This is a genomic window from Streptomyces sp. NPDC041124, from assembly GCF_055592385.1.
Window position 1 is genome coordinate 306,982 of record NZ_JBVIYR010000003.1, and the last position, 19,516, is coordinate 326,497.

At 69.7% G+C, this 19,516-nt stretch carries 17 protein-coding genes and 1 pseudogene; 7 read left to right on the plus strand and 11 right to left on the minus strand.

The genetic code is table 11. The annotated features are described in order from the left end of the window. Positions 1 to 65: 65 nt before the first annotated feature. Entirely contained in the window at positions 66 to 1,064 is a 999-nt protein-coding gene (locus ACZ6A9_RS09660) for a BRO-N domain-containing protein (protein WP_468981644.1), read from the minus strand. Between the two features lie 192 nt (positions 1,065 to 1,256). Then, positions 1,257 to 2,171, minus strand: a complete 915-nt coding sequence (locus ACZ6A9_RS09665; RefSeq protein WP_468981647.1) for a D-alanyl-D-alanine carboxypeptidase family protein — start codon at positions 2,169 to 2,171, stop codon at positions 1,257 to 1,259. 198 nt (positions 2,172 to 2,369) lie between these two features. Between ACZ6A9_RS09665 and ACZ6A9_RS09670 the strand changes: the two genes are divergently transcribed. Both ACZ6A9_RS09670 and ACZ6A9_RS09675 read left to right on the plus strand, forming a co-directional pair. Next, complete coding sequence (locus tag ACZ6A9_RS09670; RefSeq protein ID WP_468981650.1) at positions 2,370 to 3,026, plus strand: GntR family transcriptional regulator; 657 nt, start codon at positions 2,370 to 2,372, stop codon at positions 3,024 to 3,026. Next, positions 3,023 to 4,354: an MFS transporter gene (locus ACZ6A9_RS09675; RefSeq protein ID WP_468981652.1), complete on the plus strand. Its 1,332-nt coding sequence runs from the start codon at positions 3,023 to 3,025 to the stop codon at positions 4,352 to 4,354. Before ACZ6A9_RS09670 ends, ACZ6A9_RS09675 begins: the two co-directional genes overlap by 4 nt. Positions 4,355 to 4,460: 106 nt before the next feature. Here ACZ6A9_RS09675 and ACZ6A9_RS09680 read toward each other — a convergent pair whose 3' ends face one another. Beyond that, entirely contained in the window at positions 4,461 to 5,285 is an 825-nt protein-coding gene (locus ACZ6A9_RS09680) for a maleylpyruvate isomerase family mycothiol-dependent enzyme (RefSeq protein ID WP_468981657.1), read from the minus strand. A gap of 220 nt (positions 5,286 to 5,505) precedes the next feature. Between ACZ6A9_RS09680 and ACZ6A9_RS09685 the strand changes: the two genes are divergently transcribed. After that, positions 5,506 to 6,300 carry a carbon-nitrogen family hydrolase gene (locus ACZ6A9_RS09685; protein WP_468981660.1) on the plus strand — a complete coding sequence of 265 codons (795 nt, stop codon included), beginning with the start codon at positions 5,506 to 5,508 and terminating at the stop codon, positions 6,298 to 6,300. Between the two features lie 13 nt (positions 6,301 to 6,313). On the opposite strand, the gene ACZ6A9_RS09690 is transcribed toward ACZ6A9_RS09685, so the two are convergent. The 4 genes from ACZ6A9_RS09690 to ACZ6A9_RS09705 all read right to left on the minus strand — a co-directional run bounded on the left by ACZ6A9_RS09690 (position 6,314) and on the right by ACZ6A9_RS09705 (position 10,515). Next, the gene (locus ACZ6A9_RS09690) at positions 6,314 to 6,808 is read right to left on the minus strand and encodes an LURP-one-related/scramblase family protein (protein ID WP_468981664.1); all 495 of its coding nucleotides are present in this window, start codon (positions 6,806 to 6,808) and stop codon (positions 6,314 to 6,316) included. 154 nt (positions 6,809 to 6,962) lie between these two features. Further along, on the minus strand, positions 6,963 to 7,214 hold the full coding sequence (locus tag ACZ6A9_RS09695; RefSeq protein ID WP_189557346.1) for a DUF6458 family protein: 252 nt from the start codon (positions 7,212 to 7,214) through the stop codon (positions 6,963 to 6,965). 88 nt (positions 7,215 to 7,302) lie between these two features. Then, positions 7,303 to 8,601, minus strand: a complete 1,299-nt coding sequence (locus ACZ6A9_RS09700) for a M18 family aminopeptidase (RefSeq protein ID WP_228966169.1) — start codon at positions 8,599 to 8,601, stop codon at positions 7,303 to 7,305. Positions 8,602 to 8,688: 87 nt separating this feature from the next. Next, the gene (locus ACZ6A9_RS09705; RefSeq protein ID WP_468981677.1) at positions 8,689 to 10,515 is read right to left on the minus strand and encodes an acyl-CoA dehydrogenase; all 1,827 of its coding nucleotides are present in this window, start codon (positions 10,513 to 10,515) and stop codon (positions 8,689 to 8,691) included. Between the two features lie 162 nt (positions 10,516 to 10,677). Here ACZ6A9_RS09705 and ACZ6A9_RS09710 point away from each other — a divergent pair, with 162 nt between their 5' ends. Next, positions 10,678 to 11,142 (plus strand): SseB family protein, encoded by a 465-nt coding sequence (locus ACZ6A9_RS09710; protein ID WP_037938163.1) that lies wholly within the window; start codon positions 10,678 to 10,680, stop codon positions 11,140 to 11,142. Positions 11,143 to 11,264: 122 nt separating this feature from the next. Continuing rightward, positions 11,265 to 12,236: a pirin family protein gene (locus tag ACZ6A9_RS09715; protein WP_468981686.1), complete on the plus strand. Its 972-nt coding sequence runs from the start codon at positions 11,265 to 11,267 to the stop codon at positions 12,234 to 12,236. 76 nt (positions 12,237 to 12,312) lie between these two features. Here the strand turns inward: ACZ6A9_RS09715 and ACZ6A9_RS09720 are convergent, their stop codons facing one another. Beyond that, positions 12,313 to 13,434, minus strand: a complete 1,122-nt coding sequence (locus ACZ6A9_RS09720) for a hypothetical protein (protein ID WP_468981693.1) — start codon at positions 13,432 to 13,434, stop codon at positions 12,313 to 12,315. Positions 13,435 to 13,866: 432 nt separating this feature from the next. Between ACZ6A9_RS09720 and aspS the strand changes: the two genes are divergently transcribed. Further along, positions 13,867 to 15,630, plus strand: a complete 1,764-nt coding sequence (aspS, locus tag ACZ6A9_RS09725; protein ID WP_468981697.1) for an aspartate--tRNA ligase — start codon at positions 13,867 to 13,869, stop codon at positions 15,628 to 15,630. A 78-nt stretch (positions 15,631 to 15,708) separates the two neighbouring features. Here aspS and ACZ6A9_RS09730 read toward each other — a convergent pair whose 3' ends face one another. After that, positions 15,709 to 16,611, minus strand: coding sequence for a hypothetical protein (locus ACZ6A9_RS09730; RefSeq protein WP_468981703.1), 903 nt, complete (start codon positions 16,609 to 16,611; stop codon positions 15,709 to 15,711). Positions 16,612 to 16,676: 65 nt separating this feature from the next. Next, positions 16,677 to 17,042: a PH domain-containing protein gene (locus tag ACZ6A9_RS09735; RefSeq protein WP_468981707.1), complete on the minus strand. Its 366-nt coding sequence runs from the start codon at positions 17,040 to 17,042 to the stop codon at positions 16,677 to 16,679. 287 nt (positions 17,043 to 17,329) lie between these two features. Here ACZ6A9_RS09735 and ACZ6A9_RS09740 point away from each other — a divergent pair, with 287 nt between their 5' ends. Beyond that, on the plus strand, positions 17,330 to 18,673 hold the full coding sequence (locus ACZ6A9_RS09740) for a pectate lyase family protein (RefSeq protein WP_468981711.1): 1,344 nt from the start codon (positions 17,330 to 17,332) through the stop codon (positions 18,671 to 18,673). 189 nt (positions 18,674 to 18,862) lie between these two features. Here ACZ6A9_RS09740 and ACZ6A9_RS09745 read toward each other — a convergent pair. Beyond that, positions 18,863 to 19,453: pseudogene (locus ACZ6A9_RS09745) on the minus strand (hypothetical protein); the annotation flags it as partial. Between the last annotated feature and the right edge of the window lie 63 nt (positions 19,454 to 19,516).

Genomic DNA, 19,516 nt, shown 5'->3' on the forward strand with positions numbered 1-19,516 from the left:
AGATTCAGCACGGGAGGGGCGCCGCAAGTTGGAGTTGCGACGCCCCTCCTGCCGTGCCGGTCCGCTCAGGTCCGGTGCAGCACGTACACCGGGGCCCCGTCCGCGGCCCCGCCCCGGGAGCGGATGCAGGCGTGCTTGCGCAGCATGCGGAGACACTCGTTGACACGGCGCACGGACAGCCCCGTACGGGCGGCGATCGACTCCAGCGGCTCCCGCAGTTCACCCCGTTCGACGAGCACCGGGGCGATCACCACGGCCACCGCCCACACGTCCTCGGTCACGGACAGCCGCTCCCGCCAGTCGGCCAGCACCGACTCGGTGGTGGGCAGCGTGGTGAGGTGCCCTCCGGCCGGGCGACGTTCCAGGGCGAGGGTGTCGAACCGGTCGGCGATCCTTTCCAGAGCCCGCACCATGGCCTGTTGCACGGCGAGGGTGGCCTGCTGCGTCGCCAGCATCTCCCTCTGAAGGGACAACGTCTCCTGCTGCGCGGACAGCGTCTCCTTCTGCAAAGTGATCGATGCGCGCTGGCCGTGGGCGAGCTCGGCGTCAACCTGAAGGTTGTGGGCCTCCAGCCGGACGATGGCCTCGGCGACCTGCTCCGGCATGGCGTAGGCGATGGGGGTGCCTGCTCCAGCGGGCTGCACCTCGGCCTCGTCGAGGGAGTAGGAACCCTCGCGCTGCACCGTCTCGATGACTTCGGCGACCCATTGCTTGAAGGGGGCGCAAGCCGGTTTGGTGCAGGCGTTGACGAGGAGGATGAGACCTTGGAGGGAGATGACGTGCAAGTCTCGGCGCCACCCCCTACCTGCGGGAACGCTGAGACCGTAACCTCCAGTTACGGTCTCGAGCATTTCTCGGTGTTCGTCGGGAACGTGGTCGGCGAGAGCCTTCCGGGAGTTGGTGTGGCCGAGTTCCTTGCAGACGTCCACCGCCGGGAACCAGTGGGTCCCGTCCGGCATCGTCAGCCTGCGTACCCGGGCTCCGGTCGCCGCGTAGACGAAGTCGCTGACATCGATCGCCTCGTGCTGCTCGGCAGAGTGCTGCCGCTTGCTGGGTTCGTTCATGTGAACCACCTCCGCTGCGGAACGTAGAGCGGGGCGGGACGCATATGCCAGCCCGTTCGGTGATGTTCACGAGTGCGAGCGAAGTCGGTAGAAACCGCTGCACAGGTCGACGGAGAGGTGTAGGGCCGACAGCTGTGTGAGACATGCGAAAGGGCCCGCCTGTGCCGGCGGGCCCTCGCGTGTCCGCGTACGTCAGATCTTGCCGAAGCCGTAGCCCAGGAGCTTCTTGGCGTCCTTCTCGCGCTGGGCGGCGGAGGAGGAGGCGAGGACCGTGCCGATGACCGTCTTGCCACCCCGGGTCGCGGCGAAGACCAGGCAGTACTTGGAGGTCGAGCCGGAGCCGGTCTTCACGCCGATCGTGCCCGAGTAGCTGCTGAGCAGCGTGTTCGTGTTGGTCCACGGCGCCATCGTGCGGGTGCCGCCCGACTTCGTCCTCGTCTTCGCCGTGTACTTCTTCGTCTTCACGATCGAACGGAACGTCGAGTTCTTCATCGCGCTGCTCGCGATCTTCGTCAGATCACGCGGCGTGGAGTAGTTCTTGCCGTTGCCGATGCCGTCGAACGAGTCGAAGTGGGTGTTCTTCAGGCCCAGCTTCTTCGCGTCCGCGTTCATCTTGCCGATGAACGACTTCACGCGGGCGGAACGCGTCGAGCCGGTACCGAACTTGTCGGCCAGCGCGTACGCCGCGTCGCAGCCGGACGGCAGCATCAGCCCGTACAGCAGCTGGCGCACGGTGACCTTGTCGCCGACGATCAGCCGCGCGGACGAGGCGTTCTTCGACACGATGTAGTCGCTGTACGCCTTCTGGATGGTGACCTTGGCGTCGAGGTTCAGGTTCTTCTGCGCGAGCACGACCTTCGCGGTCATGATCTTCGTCGTCGAACCGGTCGAACGGCGTGTGTCCGCGCCCTTCGCGTACAGCGACTTGCCGTTCGCGTTGTTCATCACGAAGCCGCCCTTGGCGACGATCGTGGGCACGGGAGCGGCCTGCACGGGCGCGGCCTGCGCCGGCGCCGCGGAGAGGGCGCCTGCCGAGACCAGGGCGCCGGTGGTCACGGCGACGCCGACGGCTCTGCGGAGGCGGACGGCCTGGATGGCGATCTTCAAGTGAGGTACCCCGATTGAGTTGAATGCCCCAGTGGTGCGGCGAAGTTGTGGGTGCGGCCGACAGTGGGTCCGCACATGTCCGACTCCTTCCGGGGGCGGATGGTTGTGCTCTCGGCGGGCCCGACTTTCGGGGGCGGGGTACGGTCCGCATCGTGGACGTATGCTTCCACGCGCACGTGTTGTATCTATCCTGTCGGCATGACCAGCCTGGCCCCCGTGAAGCAACCCCCCGCCGCCGAACGCGTGTACAGCCACGTCAAACAGGGCGTCCTGGAGCGCCGTTACGAGGGCGGCACGCTGCTCACCGAGGGCGAGCTGGCCGAGGCCGTGGGGGTCTCGCGCACCCCGGTGCGCGAGGCGCTGCTGCGGCTGGAGGCCGAAGGGCTGATCAAGCTCTACCCGAAGAAGGGCGCCCTGGTGCTGCCGGTCTCCGCCCAGGAGATCGCCGACGTGGTGGAGACCCGGCTGCTCGTCGAGGAGCACGCCGCCAGGAAGGCCGTGCCCGCCCCGCCCGCTCTCATCGAGCGTCTGGAGCAGCTGCTGGCCCGGCAGAAGGAGCAGGCCGCCGCGGGTGACTTCGCCGCCGCCTCCGTGACCGACCGGTGCTTCCACGCGGAGATCGTCCGCAGCGGCGGCAACGAGATCCTCTCCCGTCTCTACGACCAGCTCCGCGACCGCCAGCTGCGCATGGGCGTGGCCGTGATGCACTCCCACCCCGACCGCATCGCCAAGACCCTCGCCGAACACGAGGAGATCCTTCAGGCGCTGCGCTCGGGCGACGCGGAGGCGGCCGTGGGCGTGGTCCACCGGCACGTCGGCTGGTTCTCCCACCTGGCCAGGGGAGAGGTGCGATGAGCGCCCCGCGCTCGGGTGCCGCCGCCCGCCTGCCCGGCGACCCTCCCCCGCAGGGGGCGCCCCCAGGCGGCCGGCGTGCCCTCGCCGTCTGGGGGATCGGCGTCTGCGTCTACTTCGTCGCCGTCATCTTCCGCACGTCCCTGGGGGTGGCCGGACTCGACGCCGCCGACCGGTTCGGTGTCAACGCCTCCGCCCTCTCCACCTTTTCCATCCTCCAACTACTGGTCTACGCGGGCATGCAGATACCCGTCGGGCTGCTGGTGGACCGGCTCGGCACGAAGAAGGTGCTGGGCATCGGCGTCGTGCTGTTCACGGCCGGGCAGCTCGGCTTCGCCCTCTCACCGTCGTACGGCATGGCGCTCGCCTCGCGCGCGCTGCTCGGCTGCGGCGACGCGATGACGTTCATCAGCGTGCTGCGGCTGGGCGCCCGGTGGTTCCCGGCCCGGCGCGGGCCGGTGATCGGACAGATGGCCGGACTGGCCGGCATGGCGGGCAACCTGGTCTCCACGCTCGTCCTCTCCCGGCTGCTGCACGACATCGGCTGGACGGCGGCGTTCGCGGGCAGCGCGCTCGCGGGGGTGGTGGTGTTCGTGCTGCTGGTGCTGTTCCTCAAGGACCACCCCGAGGGCCACGAACCGGAGCCCGTGCCGCACCGGGGCGCCGCCTACGTGCGCCGTCAGATCACCGCGTCCTGGCGGGAGCCGGGAACCCGGCTCGGGATGTGGGTGCACTTCACGACCCAGTTCCCGGCGATGGTGTTCCTGCTGCTGTGGGGCATGCCGTTCCTGGTGGAGGCGCAGGGGCTGTCCCGGGGTGTGGCCGGTGAGCTGCTGACGCTCGTGGTGCTGTCCAACATGGTCGTCGGGCTCGTCTTCGGCCAGGTCGTCGCCCGGCACCACGGTGCGCGGCTGCCGCTGGCGCTGGGGACGATCGGCGCGACCGCGCTGCTGTGGGCCGCGACCCTCGCCCATCCGGGGGACACGGCGCCGATGTGGCTGCTGGTCGTGCTGTGCACGGTGCTGGGGGCCTGCGGGCCGGCCTCGATGCTCGGGTTCGACTTCGCCCGCCCGGCGAACCCGCCGGAGCGGCAGGGGACGGCGTCCGGGATCACCAACATGGGGGGCTTCGTCGCCTCCATGACCACGCTGTTCGCCGTCGGGGTGCTGCTGGACGCGACCGGGGACGACTACGTCGTCGCCTTCTCGTCGGTGTTCGTGCTGCAGGCGCTGGGGGTCTCGCAGATCCTGCGGCTGCGGCGGCGGGCGGCGCGCAGGGAGTCGGAGCGGCTGGTCGCCAGCCGGGTCTCCTCCGTCCACGTGCCGGTGTAGGCGCCCCGGGCCGAGCGGGCCGGCGCCCCCACCGGACCGTTCCCCGGCCCAGGCGCCGGCCCCGGGCGGAAGCGCCGAGCACCCCGGGGCGCCACGGCCCCGGCGCCTACGGGGTGACCGCGAAGTGCCGCAGGATCGCCGCCGCCAGGTCCAGGTCGCCCTCCGTCTTCACCCGGTCCGCCGCCCCGTCCGCCGTCACCCGGCCGCAGGCCAGGCGCACATAGGTCTCCCAGTCGAGGGTGAGGGTGGCCGCGGGGCCGAGGGCGGGCGCCGTCTCGAGGGTGCCGCGGCCCTGGATGTCGACGCGGATCGTGCGCAGGAACTCCAGCGGACCGTTCACGTCGACGACCACGGCCGAGCTGCGTGGTGCCTGCGCCTTCTCGGCTACCACGCGCGGCAGTTCGGCGAGCAGCACGTCACGGGCGACGTGCGCGCCGGGCGAGTCGAGGTTGCCGGGCCGGCCGAGGGCCGTGCGCAGGTCCTGCTCGTGCGCCCACACGTCGAAGGCGTGCCGGCGCATGGACTCCTCCAGCGTCAGCTCCGTGCCCAGCGGGCCGCGCACCTTGGTGCCCGGCTCACGGCTCTCGTTGCGCAGCTGCCGGTTGCGGCGGATGATCATGAGCTCCAGCTCGGAGGTCATCTCCGGCGCCGTGTGGTGGCGGCGCACGTCGACCTGCATCTCCATGTACCGCTGGTGGTCGTTGGTGACGTGGAACAGGTCGCGCGGCAGGGTGTGGATGGGGCGGGGGTCCCCGTACATCTCGGAGTCGAGGCCGATGACGTGCGAGACGACATCGCGGACCGACCAGCCCGGGCACGGCGTCCGCCGGTTCCAGTCGGCCTCCGGGAGCGGCTGCACCAGCTCGGATATCGCCTCGATGGAGTGGGACCAGGCGTCGGCGTAGGGCTGGAGGGTGGGATGCAGACTCACGGAACGGGACCCCTCGGCGGTCGGTACACGGGCAGGTTGTGGCGGCTGTGCCAGTGGGCGGTGGCTGCACTCGGCGGGTGTCTCGGAACTCCCCCAGGTTCTCGGCTTCGCTCGAACCCGGGGGGCCCCCAAGTTACGCTGCGGAGAGGCACCCCGGCAGTGCTTTCGTGTGACGATCGTAGGCCCGTGTGCGCGGGTCGAATGCCAGGACGGTGGTAGTGTGCGCGCTTCGTTGCTCCAAGTTGACGTGAACGAGGGCGAATCGGTCGAATCGCGTCGGCGTCGCGTCGCCGGGATGGTACGGGATCAGGCCGCGGCCGATCTCGTGGTGCTCCCGGAGCTGTGGACCACGGGCGCCTTCGCGTACGAGGCGTTCGACGGCGAGGCGGAACCGCTCCGGGGGCCGACCTTCGAAGCGATGGCCAAGGCCGCGAGCGACGCCGGCGTGTGGCTGCACGCGGGCTCGATCCCCGAGCGCGCGCCGGACGGCCCCCTCTACAACACCTCGCTCGTCTTCTCCCCCTCCGGCGACCTGGCCGCCACCTACCGCAAGATCCACCGCTTCGGCTTCGACCAGGGCGAGGCCGTCCTGATGGGGGCGGGCGACGCACTCGTGACGGTCCGGCTGCCGGACACCGTGCTCGGCGTGGCGACCTGCTACGACCTCCGTTTCCCCGAACTCTTCCGGGGTCTGGTCGACGCCGGCGCCGAGACCCTCGTCGTCCCGGCGGGCTGGCCCGAGCGCCGCCGGTCGCACTGGACGCTCCTGGCCAGGGCGCGGGCGGTGGAGAACCAGGCGTACGTCCTCGCGTGCGGAACGGCCGGGACGCACGCCGGGATGCAGCAGGCGGGGCACTCGGTCGTGGTCGATCCGTGGGGCGAGGTCCTCGCGGAGGCGGGCCCCGGTGAGGAGGTCCTGACGGTCGACTTCGATCCGGCGACGGTGGCGGGCACCCGCGAACGCTTCCCGGCCCTCAAGGACCGCGTCCTGGGCCTGGACCGCCCCCGCCGCTGACCGCGCGGCGTCGCTAGTCCTCCCGTTCCTTCTCCGCCAGGTGGATCACACACACCGCCACCGCGATCAGCAGCGCCGGGTCGGCGTCCTCCCGTACGACGTCGACGCCGTAGGTGTCGCGGAGGGTGAGCCACCGGCGTGAGATCACGGCGAGCAGTTCGCCGTCGTACTCGACGGCGAACTCCCGGTCGAGGACACGGCCGCTGACGTCGAGTTCGGTGCTGCCGTCCGCCAGAACCACCCGGTAGTGGTTGCGCAGCAGCGACAGCCGTTTGCGCCGGACGGTCGCGAGCGGTTCGTCACCGCGCTCGATCACCATCGTGTCCCGCAGGGCGAACATCTTGCGGCGGATGTCGATGAGCACCCGCCCCTCGGTGTCCTTCAGCTCGAAGGTGTCCCGCAGCCGCATGGCCTTGCCGTCGACGAGGAAGACCTTGCTCCCCCGCTCGTCCTCGATCCAGTAGTCGTCCCCGACGCCCAGGATCCGGTCCCGCACGAGAAATCTCATGCCTCCAGCCCTTCCCCGCGCCCGCCGCCGAAACGCCGCCGGTGGGCCGACGGGCTGACTCCCCCCACCCCCCGCGCCGGGGCCCGGCGCGGCGGAGGGCACGGGAGACGTGTTCTCCCGTGCCCTCGCAGTGGATCCCGCCGAAGGGGCGCGGTCAGACGCCGTAACCGTCGCTGTAGCCGTCCCGCGTGCGGGGGCGGGCGGGGTCGTCGACGACCGGCGTGGCGGGCGGTACGACGACCCGCCGGCGCCGGGCGATGCTGCTGAAGGTCGCGACGCCGATCAGACCGACGATCATGAAGATGATGCCGACCAGGTCAAGGTTGACACCCTGCATGTCCCAGTCGGTCGCGAACGTGAGGATTGCTCCCACGGCGATGAGGATGATGCATCCGCCGAGGCCCATGAGTGTCGCCTCCCTGTCCGGTGTCTCCGGTGTGCACCGGGTACCCGGACGGGCGGCTCCCATGCGCCCTGCGCCGGCAGGGGGTTGACTAACCCTCGAGGAACGCGACGAGCGAGTTCGCGAGCAGGTACGGGTCCTTGGCGCCGCACAGTTCACGGGCGCTGTGCATCGACAGGATGGCCACGCCGATGTCGACGGTCCGGATACCGTGCCGGGCCGCGGTGATCGGGCCGATCGTGGTGCCGCACGGCATCGCGTTGTTGGAGACGAAGGTCTGGAAGGGGACGCCCGCCTTCTCGCAGGCCGCCGCGAACACCGCCCGGCCCGAACCGTCCGTGGCGTACCGGTTGTTGACGTTGACCTTGAGGATGGGGCCGCCGTCGACGCGCGGGTGGTGCGTCGGGTCGTGCCGCTCCGCGTAGTTGGGGTGGACGGCGTGGCCGGTGTCGGAGGACAGGCAGACGGTCGCCGCGAAGGCGCGCGCCCGGTCCTCGTAACTGCCGCCGCGGGCGAACACCGAGCGCTCCAGGACGCCGCCGAGCAGCGGGCCGTCCGCGCCGGTGTCGGACTGGGAGCCGTTCTCCTCGTGGTCGAACGCGGCCAGGACGGGGATGTGGGTGAGGGCCGGGCCCTGACCCGCCACCGCCGCCAGCGCGGCCGTACCGGCGTGCACGGAGAGCAGGTTGTCCATGCGCGGGCCCGCCACCAGCTCGCGGTCGCGGCCCAGGTAGGCGGGCGGTTCGACGGGGTGGACCATCAGGTCCCAGCCCGTGACCTCGCCGGAGGGGAGACCGGCGGCCTCCTCCAGGAAGGCGATGAGGTCCCCGTCGCGGACGTCGTCGCCCATGCCCCAGACCGGCTGCATGTGCCGCTGCTTGTCGAGCTTGAGGCCGTCGGCGTTGACCGAGCGGTCCAGGTGGATGGCCAGCTGGGGGACGCGCAGCAGCGGACGGTCGACGTCGACGAGACGGGTGGAGCCGTCCCGCAGGGAGAGCCGGCCGGCCATGCCCAGGTCGCGGTCGAGCCAGGAGTTGAGCAGCGGGCCGCCGTAGATCTCCACGGCCACCTGGCGCCAGCCGTGCGCCCCGCTGTCGGGGCGCGGCTTCACCCGCAGGGTGGGGGAGTCGGTGTGGGCGCCGACGATGCGGAAGGGGGTGTGCGTGGGGGCACCCTCGGGGACGTACCAGGCGATGATCGCGCCGCCGCGCAGCACGTACTTGCCGCCGGCCGTCCCGTCCCAGGCGTCCGTCTCCGCGACCTGCCGGAAGCCCGCCTTCTCCAGCCGTTCGGCCGCGTTCGCCACGGCGTGGTACGGCGTGGGGCTCGCCGCCAGGAAGGACATGAGGTCGTCGGTGTGACCGCGATCGAAGCGGGGGGGTTCGCTCATGGGTTCACCATAACGAGGGCGAGGGCCCGCCCCCCTGTGCGGGAGCGGGCCCTCGGACCGTCCGGGACGGGTCTGTACGGGGTCGTCCTAGAACGCCGCCTCGTCCAGTTCCATCAGGTCCAGCTCGACGCCCTCGGCGATCTTGCGGGCCAGGGTGACGCCCGGGAGGACGTTGGCCGCGAAGAACTTCGCCGCGGCGATCTTGCCGGTGTAGAAGGCCTTGTCCTTGGCGGAGGCCGTGGGGAGCTTCTCGGCGGCGACCGCGGCGCCCCGCAGGAGCAGGTAGCCGACGACGACGTCGCCGGAGGCCATCAGCAGGCGGGTGGTGTTGAGGCCCACCTTGTAGATGTTCTTGACGTCCTGCTCGGTGGCCGCGAGGTCGGTGAGCATCAGGCCGACGACGGCCTCCAGCTCGACGGCCGCCTTGGCCAGGTGCTCGCGGGCGCCCGCCAGCTCCTCGCCGCCCTCACCGACCGCCAGGAACTTCTTGATCTCCTCGGCGAGCGAGTTCAGGGCGGCGCCCTGGTTGCGGACGATCTTCCGGAAGAAGAAGTCCTGGCCCTGGATGGCGGTGGTGCCCTCGTACAGGGTGTCGATCTTGGAGTCCCGGATGTACTGCTCGATCGGGTACTCCTGCAGGAAGCCGGAGCCGCCGAAGGTCTGCAGCGACTGGGCGAGCTGCTCGTAGCCCTTCTCCGAGCCGTAGCCCTTGACGATGGGCAGGAGCAGGTCGTTGAGGGCGTTCTCGGCGGAGACGTCCTCGCCGGCGGCCTCCTTGACCGCGATGGTGTCCTGGACGGACGCGGTGTAGAGGACGAGGGCGCGCATGCCCTCCGCGTACGCCTTCTGCGTCATCAGCGAGCGGCGCACGTCCGGGTGGTGCGTGATGGTGACCTTGGGCGCGGTCTTGTCCATGAAGTTGGCCAGGTCGGGGCCCTGGACGCGCTCCTTGGCGTACTCCAGCGCGTTCAGGTAGCCCGTCGAGAGCGTGGAGATCGCCTTCGTGCCGACCATCATGCGGGCGAACTCGATGATGCGGAACATCTGGCGGATGCCGTCGTGCCTGTCGCCGATCAGCCAGCCCTTGGCGGGCTGCCGGTCGCCGAAGGTCATCTCGCAGGTGTTGGAGGCCTTCAGGCCCATCTTGTGCTCGACGTTGGTGGCGTACACGCCGTTGCGCTCGCCCAGCTCGCCGGTCTCGAAGTCGAAGAGGTACTTCGGGACGAGGAAGAGGGACAGGCCCTTGGTGCCGGGGCCGGCGCCCTCGGGGCGGGCCAGCACGTAGTGGAGGATGTTCTCCGACATGTCGTGCTCACCGGAGGTGATGAACCGCTTCACGCCCTCGATGTGCCAGGAGCCGTCCTCCTGCTGCACGGCCTTGGTGCGGCCGGCGCCCACGTCCGAACCGGCGTCCGGCTCGGTGAGGACCATGGTGGAGCCCCACTGCTTCTCGACGGCGATCTGGGCGATCTTCTTCTGGACGTCGTTGCCCTCGTTGTAGAGGATCCCGGCGAAGGCGGGCCCGGAAGAGTACATCCATACGGCGGGGTTCGCGCCGAGCACCAGCTCGCCGTAGGCCCAGACCAGCGACGGCGGGGCGGTGGTGCCGCCGACGCCCTCGGGCAGGCCCAGGCGCCAGTACTCGGAGTCCATGAAGGCCTGGTAGCTCTTCTTGAAGGACGCGGGGACCGGCGCGGTCCCGGTCTCCGGGTCGAAGACCGGCGGGTTGCGGTCGGCGTCGGTGAAGGACTCCGCCAGCTCGTTCTCCGCGAGCCGGGTCAGCTCGTCGAGGATGCTCTTCGCCGTCTCGACGTCCATCTCCTCGAACGGGCCCGTGCCGTACAGCTTGTCGCGCCCGAGTACTTCGAAGAGGTTGAACTCGATGTCGCGGAGATTGGACTTGTAGTGCCCCATGGCGACTGCTCCGTAAGAGAGAGATCGGCGAGGCACTGTCTCCTCGCACTAGTACACGTACCAACAGGTGGCTCCGATGATGCTACCCGTCGGTAATAAGAAGCAACCCCGATCCGGACATCTGTGACTCAGCCCTCCCGCGGGGTCGTTAGTCTGTGCGGCATGTACGGCTACGACCAGAGCGCGGGGACACAGCAGGGTTACGTCCCGCCGCAGCAGCAGATGCCGGGCGGGTACGGGCAGCAGGCGCCGTTGTACCCCGAGCCGTCCGCGCCCTCGCTCGCCGACGCCGTGCGTGCGTTCACCACGGGCCAGATGGCGGCCGAGGACTTCCAGCAGGTCTTCGCCACCTCCAAGGTCTACTGTCCGCGCGGTGACAACCCCGGCTTCCTGGCCCTGCACAACACGCAGCAGCCGGTGATCCCGATGTTCACCTCGCTGAAGGAGCTGCGGCGCTACGCGGGCAAGGAGTCCAAGTACTTCGTGATCACCGGCGCCGAGGTGATCGACCTGCTGCCGACCGGCTACGGCTTCGTGCTCGACATGGAGGGCGAGCACCGGATGGTGTTCGACGCGAAGGCCGTGGAGCAGATGGTCGAGTTCGCCATGCGCCGGATGTATGGCTGAAGCCCGCTGACCTTGTCACTCCAGAGTGGAGCCCGGAGGGAATTCCCTCCGGGCTTTCTCTGTTGCGGGTGGCAAGAAGTTCAACGCTCAACTAAACTGGGCGTACCCGAGGAGGTACCGACATGCCTGCAGTGACCGTCGAGAACCCGTTGACGCTGCCCCGTGTGACCGCGCCCGCCGACGCCGTGGCACGTCCCGTGCTCACCGTCACGACCGCTCCGGGCGGTTTCGAGGGCGAGGGCTTCCCGGTGCGCCGGGCGTTCGCCGGGATCAACTACCGCCATCTCGACCCGTTCATCATGATGGACCAGATGGGCGAGGTGGAGTATCAGCCCGGGGAGCCGAAGGGGACCCCATGGCATCCCCACCGCGGCTTCGAGACCGTCACCTACATCATCGACGGCATCTTCGACCACCAGGACAGCCAGGGCGGCGGCGGCACCATCACCAACGGCGACACCCAGTGGATGACGGCCGGCAGCGGTCTGCTCCACATCGAGGCGCCTCCGGAGCAGCTCGTCATGTCCGGCGGGCTCTTCCACGGGCTCCAGCTGTGGGTGAACCTCCCCGCCAAGGACAAGATGATGGCGCCCCGCTACCAGGACATCCGCAGCGGCAGCGTCCAGCTGCTCACCTCCCCCGACGGTGGTGCCCTGCTGCGGGTCATCGCCGGCGACCTCGACGGTCACGAGGGCCCGGGCATCACGCACACGCCGATCACGATGGTCCACGCGACGCTGGCACCCGGCGCCGAGGTCACCCTGCCCTGGCGGGAGGACTTCAACGGCCTGGCGTACGTCATGGCCGGGCGCGGGTCGGTCGGCGCCGAGCGGCGTCCGGTCCACCTCGGGCAGACCGCCGTCTTCGGCGCCGGCGGCTCGCTGACCGTCCGCGCGGACGGGAGGCAGGACGCGCACACCCCCGACCTGGAGGTCGTCCTCCTCGGCGGGCGGCCCATCCGTGAGCCGATGGCGCACTACGGGCCGTTCGTGATGAACACCAAGGCCGAGCTCATGCAGGCCTTCGAGGACTTCCAGAAGGGCAGGCTCGGCACGGTCCCCGCCGTGCACGGCATGTCGGAGGGTGGACTGTAGGGCTCGCCGGAGCCACCTGCGGACGAGCCCGGCCCGGGCAAGGGAGCGGCCGGGCTCGTCCGTGCGTGATGCCGCCTCAGCGGGTCGGCAGAGCGGACATCTCCCACTCGACCAAAGGCTTGAGCAGGGTGAGCGCCGCGCCGCGCGAGGGTGCGAGAGGACTCGGAACCTTGTCGGGTGCCACGACACCGCTCTCGACGATGCCCCGGACAACCGTGCCGACCTCGTCGGTGTCGCCTTCGGCCAGGGCGGCCGCAAGACGCAGGGCGTCCGTCCGGGGCCCCGTGGCCCAGCGCTCCGCCAGGTGCCGGATACGTGCACCGGAGGCGCCCTGCCGGGTCGCCGCCGCGAGGGCGGCGAGGGAGAACTGCACGGCTTCGTCCTCGGTGTCCCAGCGGCCGAGCAGGTACGGTGCCGCGGCTTCGGCCGCGTGGCGGGCCGAAAGCTCGTCCGCCGTCTCCTCCAGCGGAAGTCCCAGTGCGACCCTGCGGTCAGCTCCGGAAGCGGCCAGGCGCTGCCCGATGGTGGCCGCTTCGAACAGGAAGGTGGTGAAGTACGCCCGGTGGGCGGGGCGGACGTGCTCGTGGGCCGCGAGGCCGGCCAGCAAGGGAAGCTCGTCGGCAGTGTGCGGGTAGCAGGTGCCCTGGTGCATGACCGAGTCGGCCAGCTCGAAGACGACTTCGCGGTCGTCCGAGAACGCGTCGGCCTCGCCGGTGAGCCACCAGGCGGTTCCGTCCGGCAGGCGGCCCTGCCGTGCTTCCTGATCGCGGGCCACTTGACGGACGCACTCGAGCACGGGCGGGAACGGGCGGTCAGCGGCGGTGCACGCGAGCGGCGCGAACGGCGCTGGTTCCACCGGAGGCGGAGGGAAGCCCGCGATCGCCTCGCGCCGGGCACGGTGGGCCTGTTCCTGGCCGAGTTCATGGACCAGACCTCGGTGGTCGAATCGGGACAGCATGGTGTCCCGATTGGCCTGGGAGCCGCCGTTCCAGAACCCGCCGTGCGCTCTGCCGAGGGCCTCGACCGCTGCCTTCTCGCAGGCGTGCTGGTGGAACTCCGAGGCCGGGTCCGGAGCCTCCTCGTCCACGAGGCTGTCGACACTCCACCACCCCTCCAGCTCCGGTCGGGAGAATTCGGGCTTGCCGAACAGGTGGCTCCCGGGATCCAGGTGCGGAAGGTAGACCGGGCGTACGGTCACCCACCGGTGTCCGCGGAGAGCCAGTGCCGAAGCCAGTGCACGAGCGTTCGCTTCGCTCGGAGCGGCGAGGGAGTGGCGGACCACCGTCCGGGAAGCCGGCCAGGAGTCCGGCTCGTCGCTTTCGCTGTGTGACGCATGGTGCTTCGGCATGCGGCGAAGCATAGACAGCCGGACGGACAGTGGGCTGCCCGCGTCGTGTGCCGCCCCACGTCAGCCACCCGGTCCGGTGACGTCCTGGGAGCGGGTGAGGAGGTCGCCCGGGGCGGGCAAGGCTCACCGGTACGCATTGCACCACTTTTGGGAGAAGGGCGTGGAAAAGTTCCACCGCGCCTGCCTCGTCATGGCAGAGAAGCGCTCCCGGCCCGGCCGGTAGGCTTGGGGGAGTTTCACGTGAAACAACGACCCCGATCCGCGAAGGCTGGATGAACGACGATGCATCGGTACAGGTCCCACACCTGCGGCGAGCTCCGCGCCTCTGACGTCGGAACCGACGTCCGGCTGAGTGGCTGGCTGCACAATCGGCGCGACCTGGGCGGCATTCTCTTCATCGATCTGCGCGATCACTACGGCATCACCCAGCTGGTGGCGCGGCCGGGCACCGAGGCGTACGAGGCGCTGGACAAGCTGTCCAAGGAGACCGTGGTCCGCGTCGACGGCAAGGTCGTCTCGCGCGGCGCGGACAACGTCAACGCCGAGCTGCCGACCGGTGAGGTCGAGGTCGAGGTCGGCGCGGTGGAGGTGCTGGGCGCGGCCGCTCCACTGCCCTTCACCATCAACGCCGAGGACGGTGTCAACGAGGAGCGGCGTCTGGAGTACCGCTTCCTGGACCTGCGCCGGGAGCGCATGCACCGCAACATCCTGCTGCGCACGTCGGTGATCTCGGCGATCCGCCACAAGATGACGGCGCTGGGCTTCAACGAGATGGCGACGCCGATCCTGAGCGCCACCTCTCCCGAGGGCGCCCGCGACTTCGTCGTCCCCTCCCGCCTGAACCCCGGCAAGTTCTACGCGCTGCCGCAGGCGCCGCAGCAGTTCAAGCAGCTGCTGATGGTCTCCGGCTTCGACCGCTACTTCCAGATCGCGCCCTGCTTCCGCGACGAGGACGCCCGCGCGGACCGCTCGCCGGGCGAGTTCTACCAGCTCGACGTGGAGATGAGCTTCGTCGAGCAGGAGGACGTCTTCCAGCCGATCGAGAAGCTGATGACCGAGCTGTTCGAGGAGTTCGGGGGCGGCCGTCACGTGACCTCGCCGTTCCCGCGCATCCCGTTCCGCGAGGCGATGCTGAAGTACGGCTCCGACAAGCCGGACCTGCGCGCCCAGCTGGAGCTCGTCGACATCACCGACGTGTTCGAGGGCTCGGAGTTCAAGGCGTTCGCCGGCAAGCACGTCCGTGCGCTGGCCGTGCCGGACGTCTCCGCCCAGCCCCGCAAGTTCTTCGACCAGCTCGGTGACTACGCGGTCTCCCAGGGCGCCAAGGGCCTCGCCTGGGTGCGCGTCGGCGAGGACGGCTCGCTGACCGGCCCGATCGCGAAGTTCCTGACGGAGGCGAACGTCGCGGAGCTGACCAAGCGCCTCTCGCTGGCCCCCGGTCACGCGGTGTTCTTCGGCGCGGGCGAGTTCGACGAGGTCTCGAAGATCATGGGCGCGGTGCGGGTCGAGGCCGCCAAGCGCGCCGGTCACTTCGAGGAGAACGTCTTCCGCTTCTGCTGGATCGTCGACTTCCCGATGTACGAGAAGGACGAGGACACCGGCGCGATCGACTTCTCCCACAATCCCTTCTCGATGCCGCAGGGCGGCCTGGAGGCCCTGGAGACCCAGGACCCGCTGGACATCCTGGGCTGGCAGTACGACATCGTCTGCAACGGTGTCGAGCTGTCCTCCGGCGCGATCCGGAACCACGAGCCGGAGATCATGCTCAAGGCGTTCGAGATCGCGGGCTACGACCGCGAGACGGTCGAGGAGAAGTTCGCCGGCATGCTCCGCGCGTTCCGCTTCGGCGCGCCGCCGCACGGCGGCATCGCCCCCGGTGTGGACCGCATCGTCATGCTCCTCGCCGACGAGCCCAACATCCGCGAGACGATCGCCTTCCCGCTCAACGGCAACGCCCAGGACCTGATGATGGGCGCCCCGACGGAACTGGACGAGGCCCGCCTGACGGAGCTCAGCCTCTCGGTGCGCAAGCCGCAGCCGAAGTAACCCGCGGGTCATGTCAACGGGCCCGGAACCGACTCGGTTCCGGGCCCGTTGACGTGTGCGGGGGTGCGGCACGCCCGGTCACTGCTCGGTGAACAGGTCCTCCGCGCGCTCCACGGTGCCCGAGCGGTCGAGCCAGTCGTTGAGGCGGTCGAGGTCGGTGCAGGTGGTGATGCGCTGACGGACGTCGTCGGAGAGGGGGAGGCCGCGTACCTCCAGGACACGCAGAATCCCCTTGGCCTCGCCCTTGGCCTCGCCCTTGGCCTCCCCTTCGGCCTTTCCTTCGAGGTACTTCTCCTCGAAGAGCGTGCCGTGTCCCGGGAAGTGGGTGACGACGTTCTTCATCAGCTTCCTCCAGTTCTTCCTGGCCGGAGTGGACTCAAGACCGACCTCCACCACCTCGAACCAGTACTTCGTGATGTCCGGCTCGAAGGACACAAGTCCGCGCGCGACCGTCTCCAGTATGGCGGCCGCCCTCGGGCTTTGGCTGTGAACGATGGCCGACAGCGCCGCGAGGGCCGGCTGCTGGGTCACCAATGCCGCGTCGGTGACCTCCGGGACCGTCTGCGGGCCCAGGACGAACGGACGGGTGACTTGGCTCGTCCAGGGGCCCACGGTGCTTTCGAAGGGCCCCATCGCCCAGGCCGCCGTGGAACGGTCGCGGCAGACCACGACCAGCAACACGGGCAGGTCGTACTTGGCGCGCAAGAACGCGACGTAGTACGCCCAGTTCTTCGCCTTGTCAGGGTCCTTCTTCGTCTGGGCCTCCACGGCCAGGACGAAGTGCTCACCCATGTCGGGCTCGAACATGAGGACCGTGTCCGCTCGCCGCTCCACCGGGCGGATCTCTGTGACGTCGGGGGAGAGCTCGTGGAAGTCCGTCTTCACGGGCGGCGGTAGGCCCAGTGCCTCGAAGACGGGGATGAGGGCCTCCGGGTGCTCCTGGAAGAGTCGGTGGGAGGCCTCGTGTGTTGCGGTGACCATGGGCGCGAGCCTGCCGCACCCATGATCTATGCGCGGGGCATATGAGAGACGATCACCCGATCGAGTCAGCGGGCCACGAACTGGGTGAGGATGGCCTGGACCTCGTAGATGTCCACGCCCTTGGTGAAGGTCTTCTGGATGGGCATCTGGGAGCCCGACAGCCAGATCTTGAGCTCGGCGTCGAGGTCGAAGGTGCCGGCGGTCTCGACCGCGAAGTGGGTGATGCTGCGGTAGGGGATGGAGTGGTACTCCACCTTCTTGCCGGTGATGCCCTGCTTGTCGACCAGGATCAGCCGGCGGTCGGTGAACAGGATGGTGTCGCGGATCAGCAGGAACGCGGCGTGCACCTGCTCGCCGTGGCCCAGGAGGCGGGCGTAGTCCTGCTGGGCCTGGGCCGGGTCGACGGTGTGCGCGTTGCCGAAGAGTGCCATGGAACGGGTCCCCCCACGGGAGTGATGACGGCGGTCGGGTGTCGGCCGCCTTCATGTGATCATCGCAAAGGGGCCGGGATCGGGAGAAGAGGTGCTCTGCTCCCGGGCCCCGTTGTGGCGATCGCGTTACGCGCTCGGCTCCTCCCCGGGACGTGGGGGGAGGACCCCGCCCTCGGTGACCGTCGGACCGGTGGGCGGGATGAGGACATGCGCGGACGCGGCAACCTTTCGCCGCTCGGCGGCCACTGACAGGGCGTAACCCCGCTCCTCCCCCGTAAGGAAGCCCCGTGGCTGCTCGTTCCCACCGCCGGTCCCTCCGCTCCCGCCGTGCCGCCGTCCTCTGCGCTGCTGTCGTGGCCGCGGGCACCGGCGCCGGTGTCTTCGTGATGAACGCCAATGCCGGGACCGTCGACCTGTACCACCAGACGCTCGCCGCGAAGGACGGCTGGGCGTCCTCCGGTACGGGCACCACCGGTGGCACGAAGGCCGATGCCGCCCACACCTTCACCGTCTCCACCCGTGCGCAGCTCGTGAAGGCACTGGGCTCGGCGTCCGACACCACGCCCCGCATCATCAAGGTCAACGGCATGATCGACGCCAACACCGATGACAGCGGCAGGAAGCTGACCTGCGCCGACTACGCCTCCGGCACCGGTTACTCGCTGTCCGCCTACCTCAAGGCCTACGACCCGGCCACCTACGGCCGCTCCAAGCTGCCCTCCGGCACCCAGGAGAAGGCACGTGCCGCCGCCCAGGCCAAGCAGGGCAAGAACCTCGTCTTCAAGGTCCCCGCCAACACGACGATCGTGGGCGTCCCCGGTACGGACGCGGGCCTCACCGGGGCCATGCTCCAGATCCAGAACGTGGACAACGTCATCGTCCGCAACCTGACCTTCGCCGCCACCGAGGACTGCTTCCCGCAGTGGGATCCGACCGACGGCAGCAGCGGCAACTGGAACTCCAACTACGACTCGGTGTCCCTGCGCGGCGCGACCCACGTGTGGGCGGACCACAACACCTTCACCGACGCGCCGCACTTCGACAGTGCCAACCCGAAGTACTTCGGCCGCGAGTACCAGATCCACGACGGCGCCCTCGACATCACCAAGGGATCTGACCTGGTGACCGTCTCGTACAACCAGTTCACCAACCACGACAAGACGATGCTGATCGGCGGCAGCGACACCGACAGCGTCGGCAAGCTGCGCGTCTCCCTCCACCACAACGTGTGGAAGGGCATCATGCAGCGCGCCCCGCTGGCCCGCATCGGCCAGATCCACATCTACAACAACTTCTACGACGTCACGCCCCTCAACGGGTACACGCCGCAGTACAGCATCAACTCCCGTGCCAAGGCCCAGGTCATCGCGGAGAACAACTACTGGAAGCTGCCGTCCGGTGCGAAGGCCGCCAAGCTCCTCAGCGGTGACGGCACCGGCTCGGTCAAGGGCTCCGGCAACCTCGTCAACGGCACGGTGACCGACCTCGTCGCCGCCTACAACGCCGCCTCGTCCAAGGACCTGAAGACCACGGTCAACTGGACCCCCACCCTCACGGCGGGTCTGGAGGCCTCGGCGGCCAACCTGCCGACGTCGCTGGCGACGACGACGGGGGCGGGCGTGCTCAAGTAGCACCCGAGACGCGCGAGGGCCGGGAGACCACGAGCCCCCGGCCCTCGCGCACCCATGTCGCGCGGTCCGCCGCGCCATGGACCGTGAGGGGCCCGGACGCGTCCCCGGGCCCCTCACGGCGTCCGCCGGGCGGGCCGAGGACGCGCATTCCCGGCAGGCAGCGCGGGGAGGCCCCTTGGGCAGCCGTGACTACTCGTCTTCGAAGATCTCCGCGGCCGTCGGGGCCGTGACGGCACGCCGGTGCCAGTGGCGCAGGATCTCGGGGTCGCCGCAGCCGGTGATGCGTTCCCGGACCGCGTCGGTGACGTCGATGCCGCGCACTTCCAGGATGTCCAGGACGTCCTCGGCGGCGCGTCGTGCCGCGCCCTCGGCCCGGCCCTCGTCGCGGATTTCCTCGGAGAGGTACGACTTGTAAAAGGAGAGGTCCACGGCCACCAGTTTCCTCCACAGATCTGCGGCCGGGCGCTTGGCCAGGCCTTGTGCGATGAGTTCGATGATCGGGTCGGCGATGTCCTGCGGTGTGTCCCGCAGCACGGTCGTCATTGATTTGAGTATGGCCCCGGCGTCCGGGTGCGTGGCGTGGGTGATCGCCGACAGTGTGGCAAGGGCCAGGTCCTTGCGGACCTCGGCCGGGTTGGTGATCACCGGCATGTTGTGCGGTCCCGCGACCAGCGGCCGCAGGGTCAGCAGGGGCCACTGGCGCGGGCCGAAGCTGACCTCGCGCGCGGCCCATTCCGCGGTGGCACGGTCCTGGCAGACGACCAGCAGCAGCGGCTGGAGCAGGCCGGGAGCGCAGCGCGGAGGCCCGGAAACGTGATGTCTCCGGGCCTCTGGACGTGCGTC

Bases quoted from the DNA above. Each gene is read 5' to 3' on its own strand.
- ACZ6A9_RS09695 (WP_189557346.1), bottom strand. From the start codon at position 7,214: ATGGGCCTCGGCGGATGCATCATCCTCATCGCCGTGGGAGCAATCCTC.
- ACZ6A9_RS09730 (WP_468981703.1), bottom strand. From the start codon at position 16,611: ATGGTCACCGCAACACACGAGGCCTCCCACCGACTCTTCCAGGAGCAC.
- ACZ6A9_RS09735 (WP_468981707.1), bottom strand. From the start codon at position 17,042: ATGGCACTCTTCGGCAACGCGCACACCGTCGACCCGGCCCAGGCCCAG.
- ACZ6A9_RS09700 (WP_228966169.1), bottom strand. From the start codon at position 8,601: ATGAGCGAACCCCCCCGCTTCGATCGCGGTCACACCGACGACCTCATG.
- ACZ6A9_RS09715 (WP_468981686.1), top strand. From the start codon at position 11,265: ATGCCTGCAGTGACCGTCGAGAACCCGTTGACGCTGCCCCGTGTGACC.
- ACZ6A9_RS09660 (WP_468981644.1), bottom strand. From the start codon at position 1,064: ATGAACGAACCCAGCAAGCGGCAGCACTCTGCCGAGCAGCACGAGGCG.
- ACZ6A9_RS09705 (WP_468981677.1), bottom strand. From the start codon at position 10,515: ATGGGGCACTACAAGTCCAATCTCCGCGACATCGAGTTCAACCTCTTC.
- ACZ6A9_RS09690 (WP_468981664.1), bottom strand. From the start codon at position 6,808: ATGAGATTTCTCGTGCGGGACCGGATCCTGGGCGTCGGGGACGACTAC.
- ACZ6A9_RS09675 (WP_468981652.1), top strand. From the start codon at position 3,023: ATGAGCGCCCCGCGCTCGGGTGCCGCCGCCCGCCTGCCCGGCGACCCT.
- aspS (WP_468981697.1), top strand. From the start codon at position 13,867: ATGCATCGGTACAGGTCCCACACCTGCGGCGAGCTCCGCGCCTCTGAC.
- ACZ6A9_RS09670 (WP_468981650.1), top strand. From the start codon at position 2,370: ATGACCAGCCTGGCCCCCGTGAAGCAACCCCCCGCCGCCGAACGCGTG.
- ACZ6A9_RS09710 (WP_037938163.1), top strand. From the start codon at position 10,678: ATGTACGGCTACGACCAGAGCGCGGGGACACAGCAGGGTTACGTCCCG.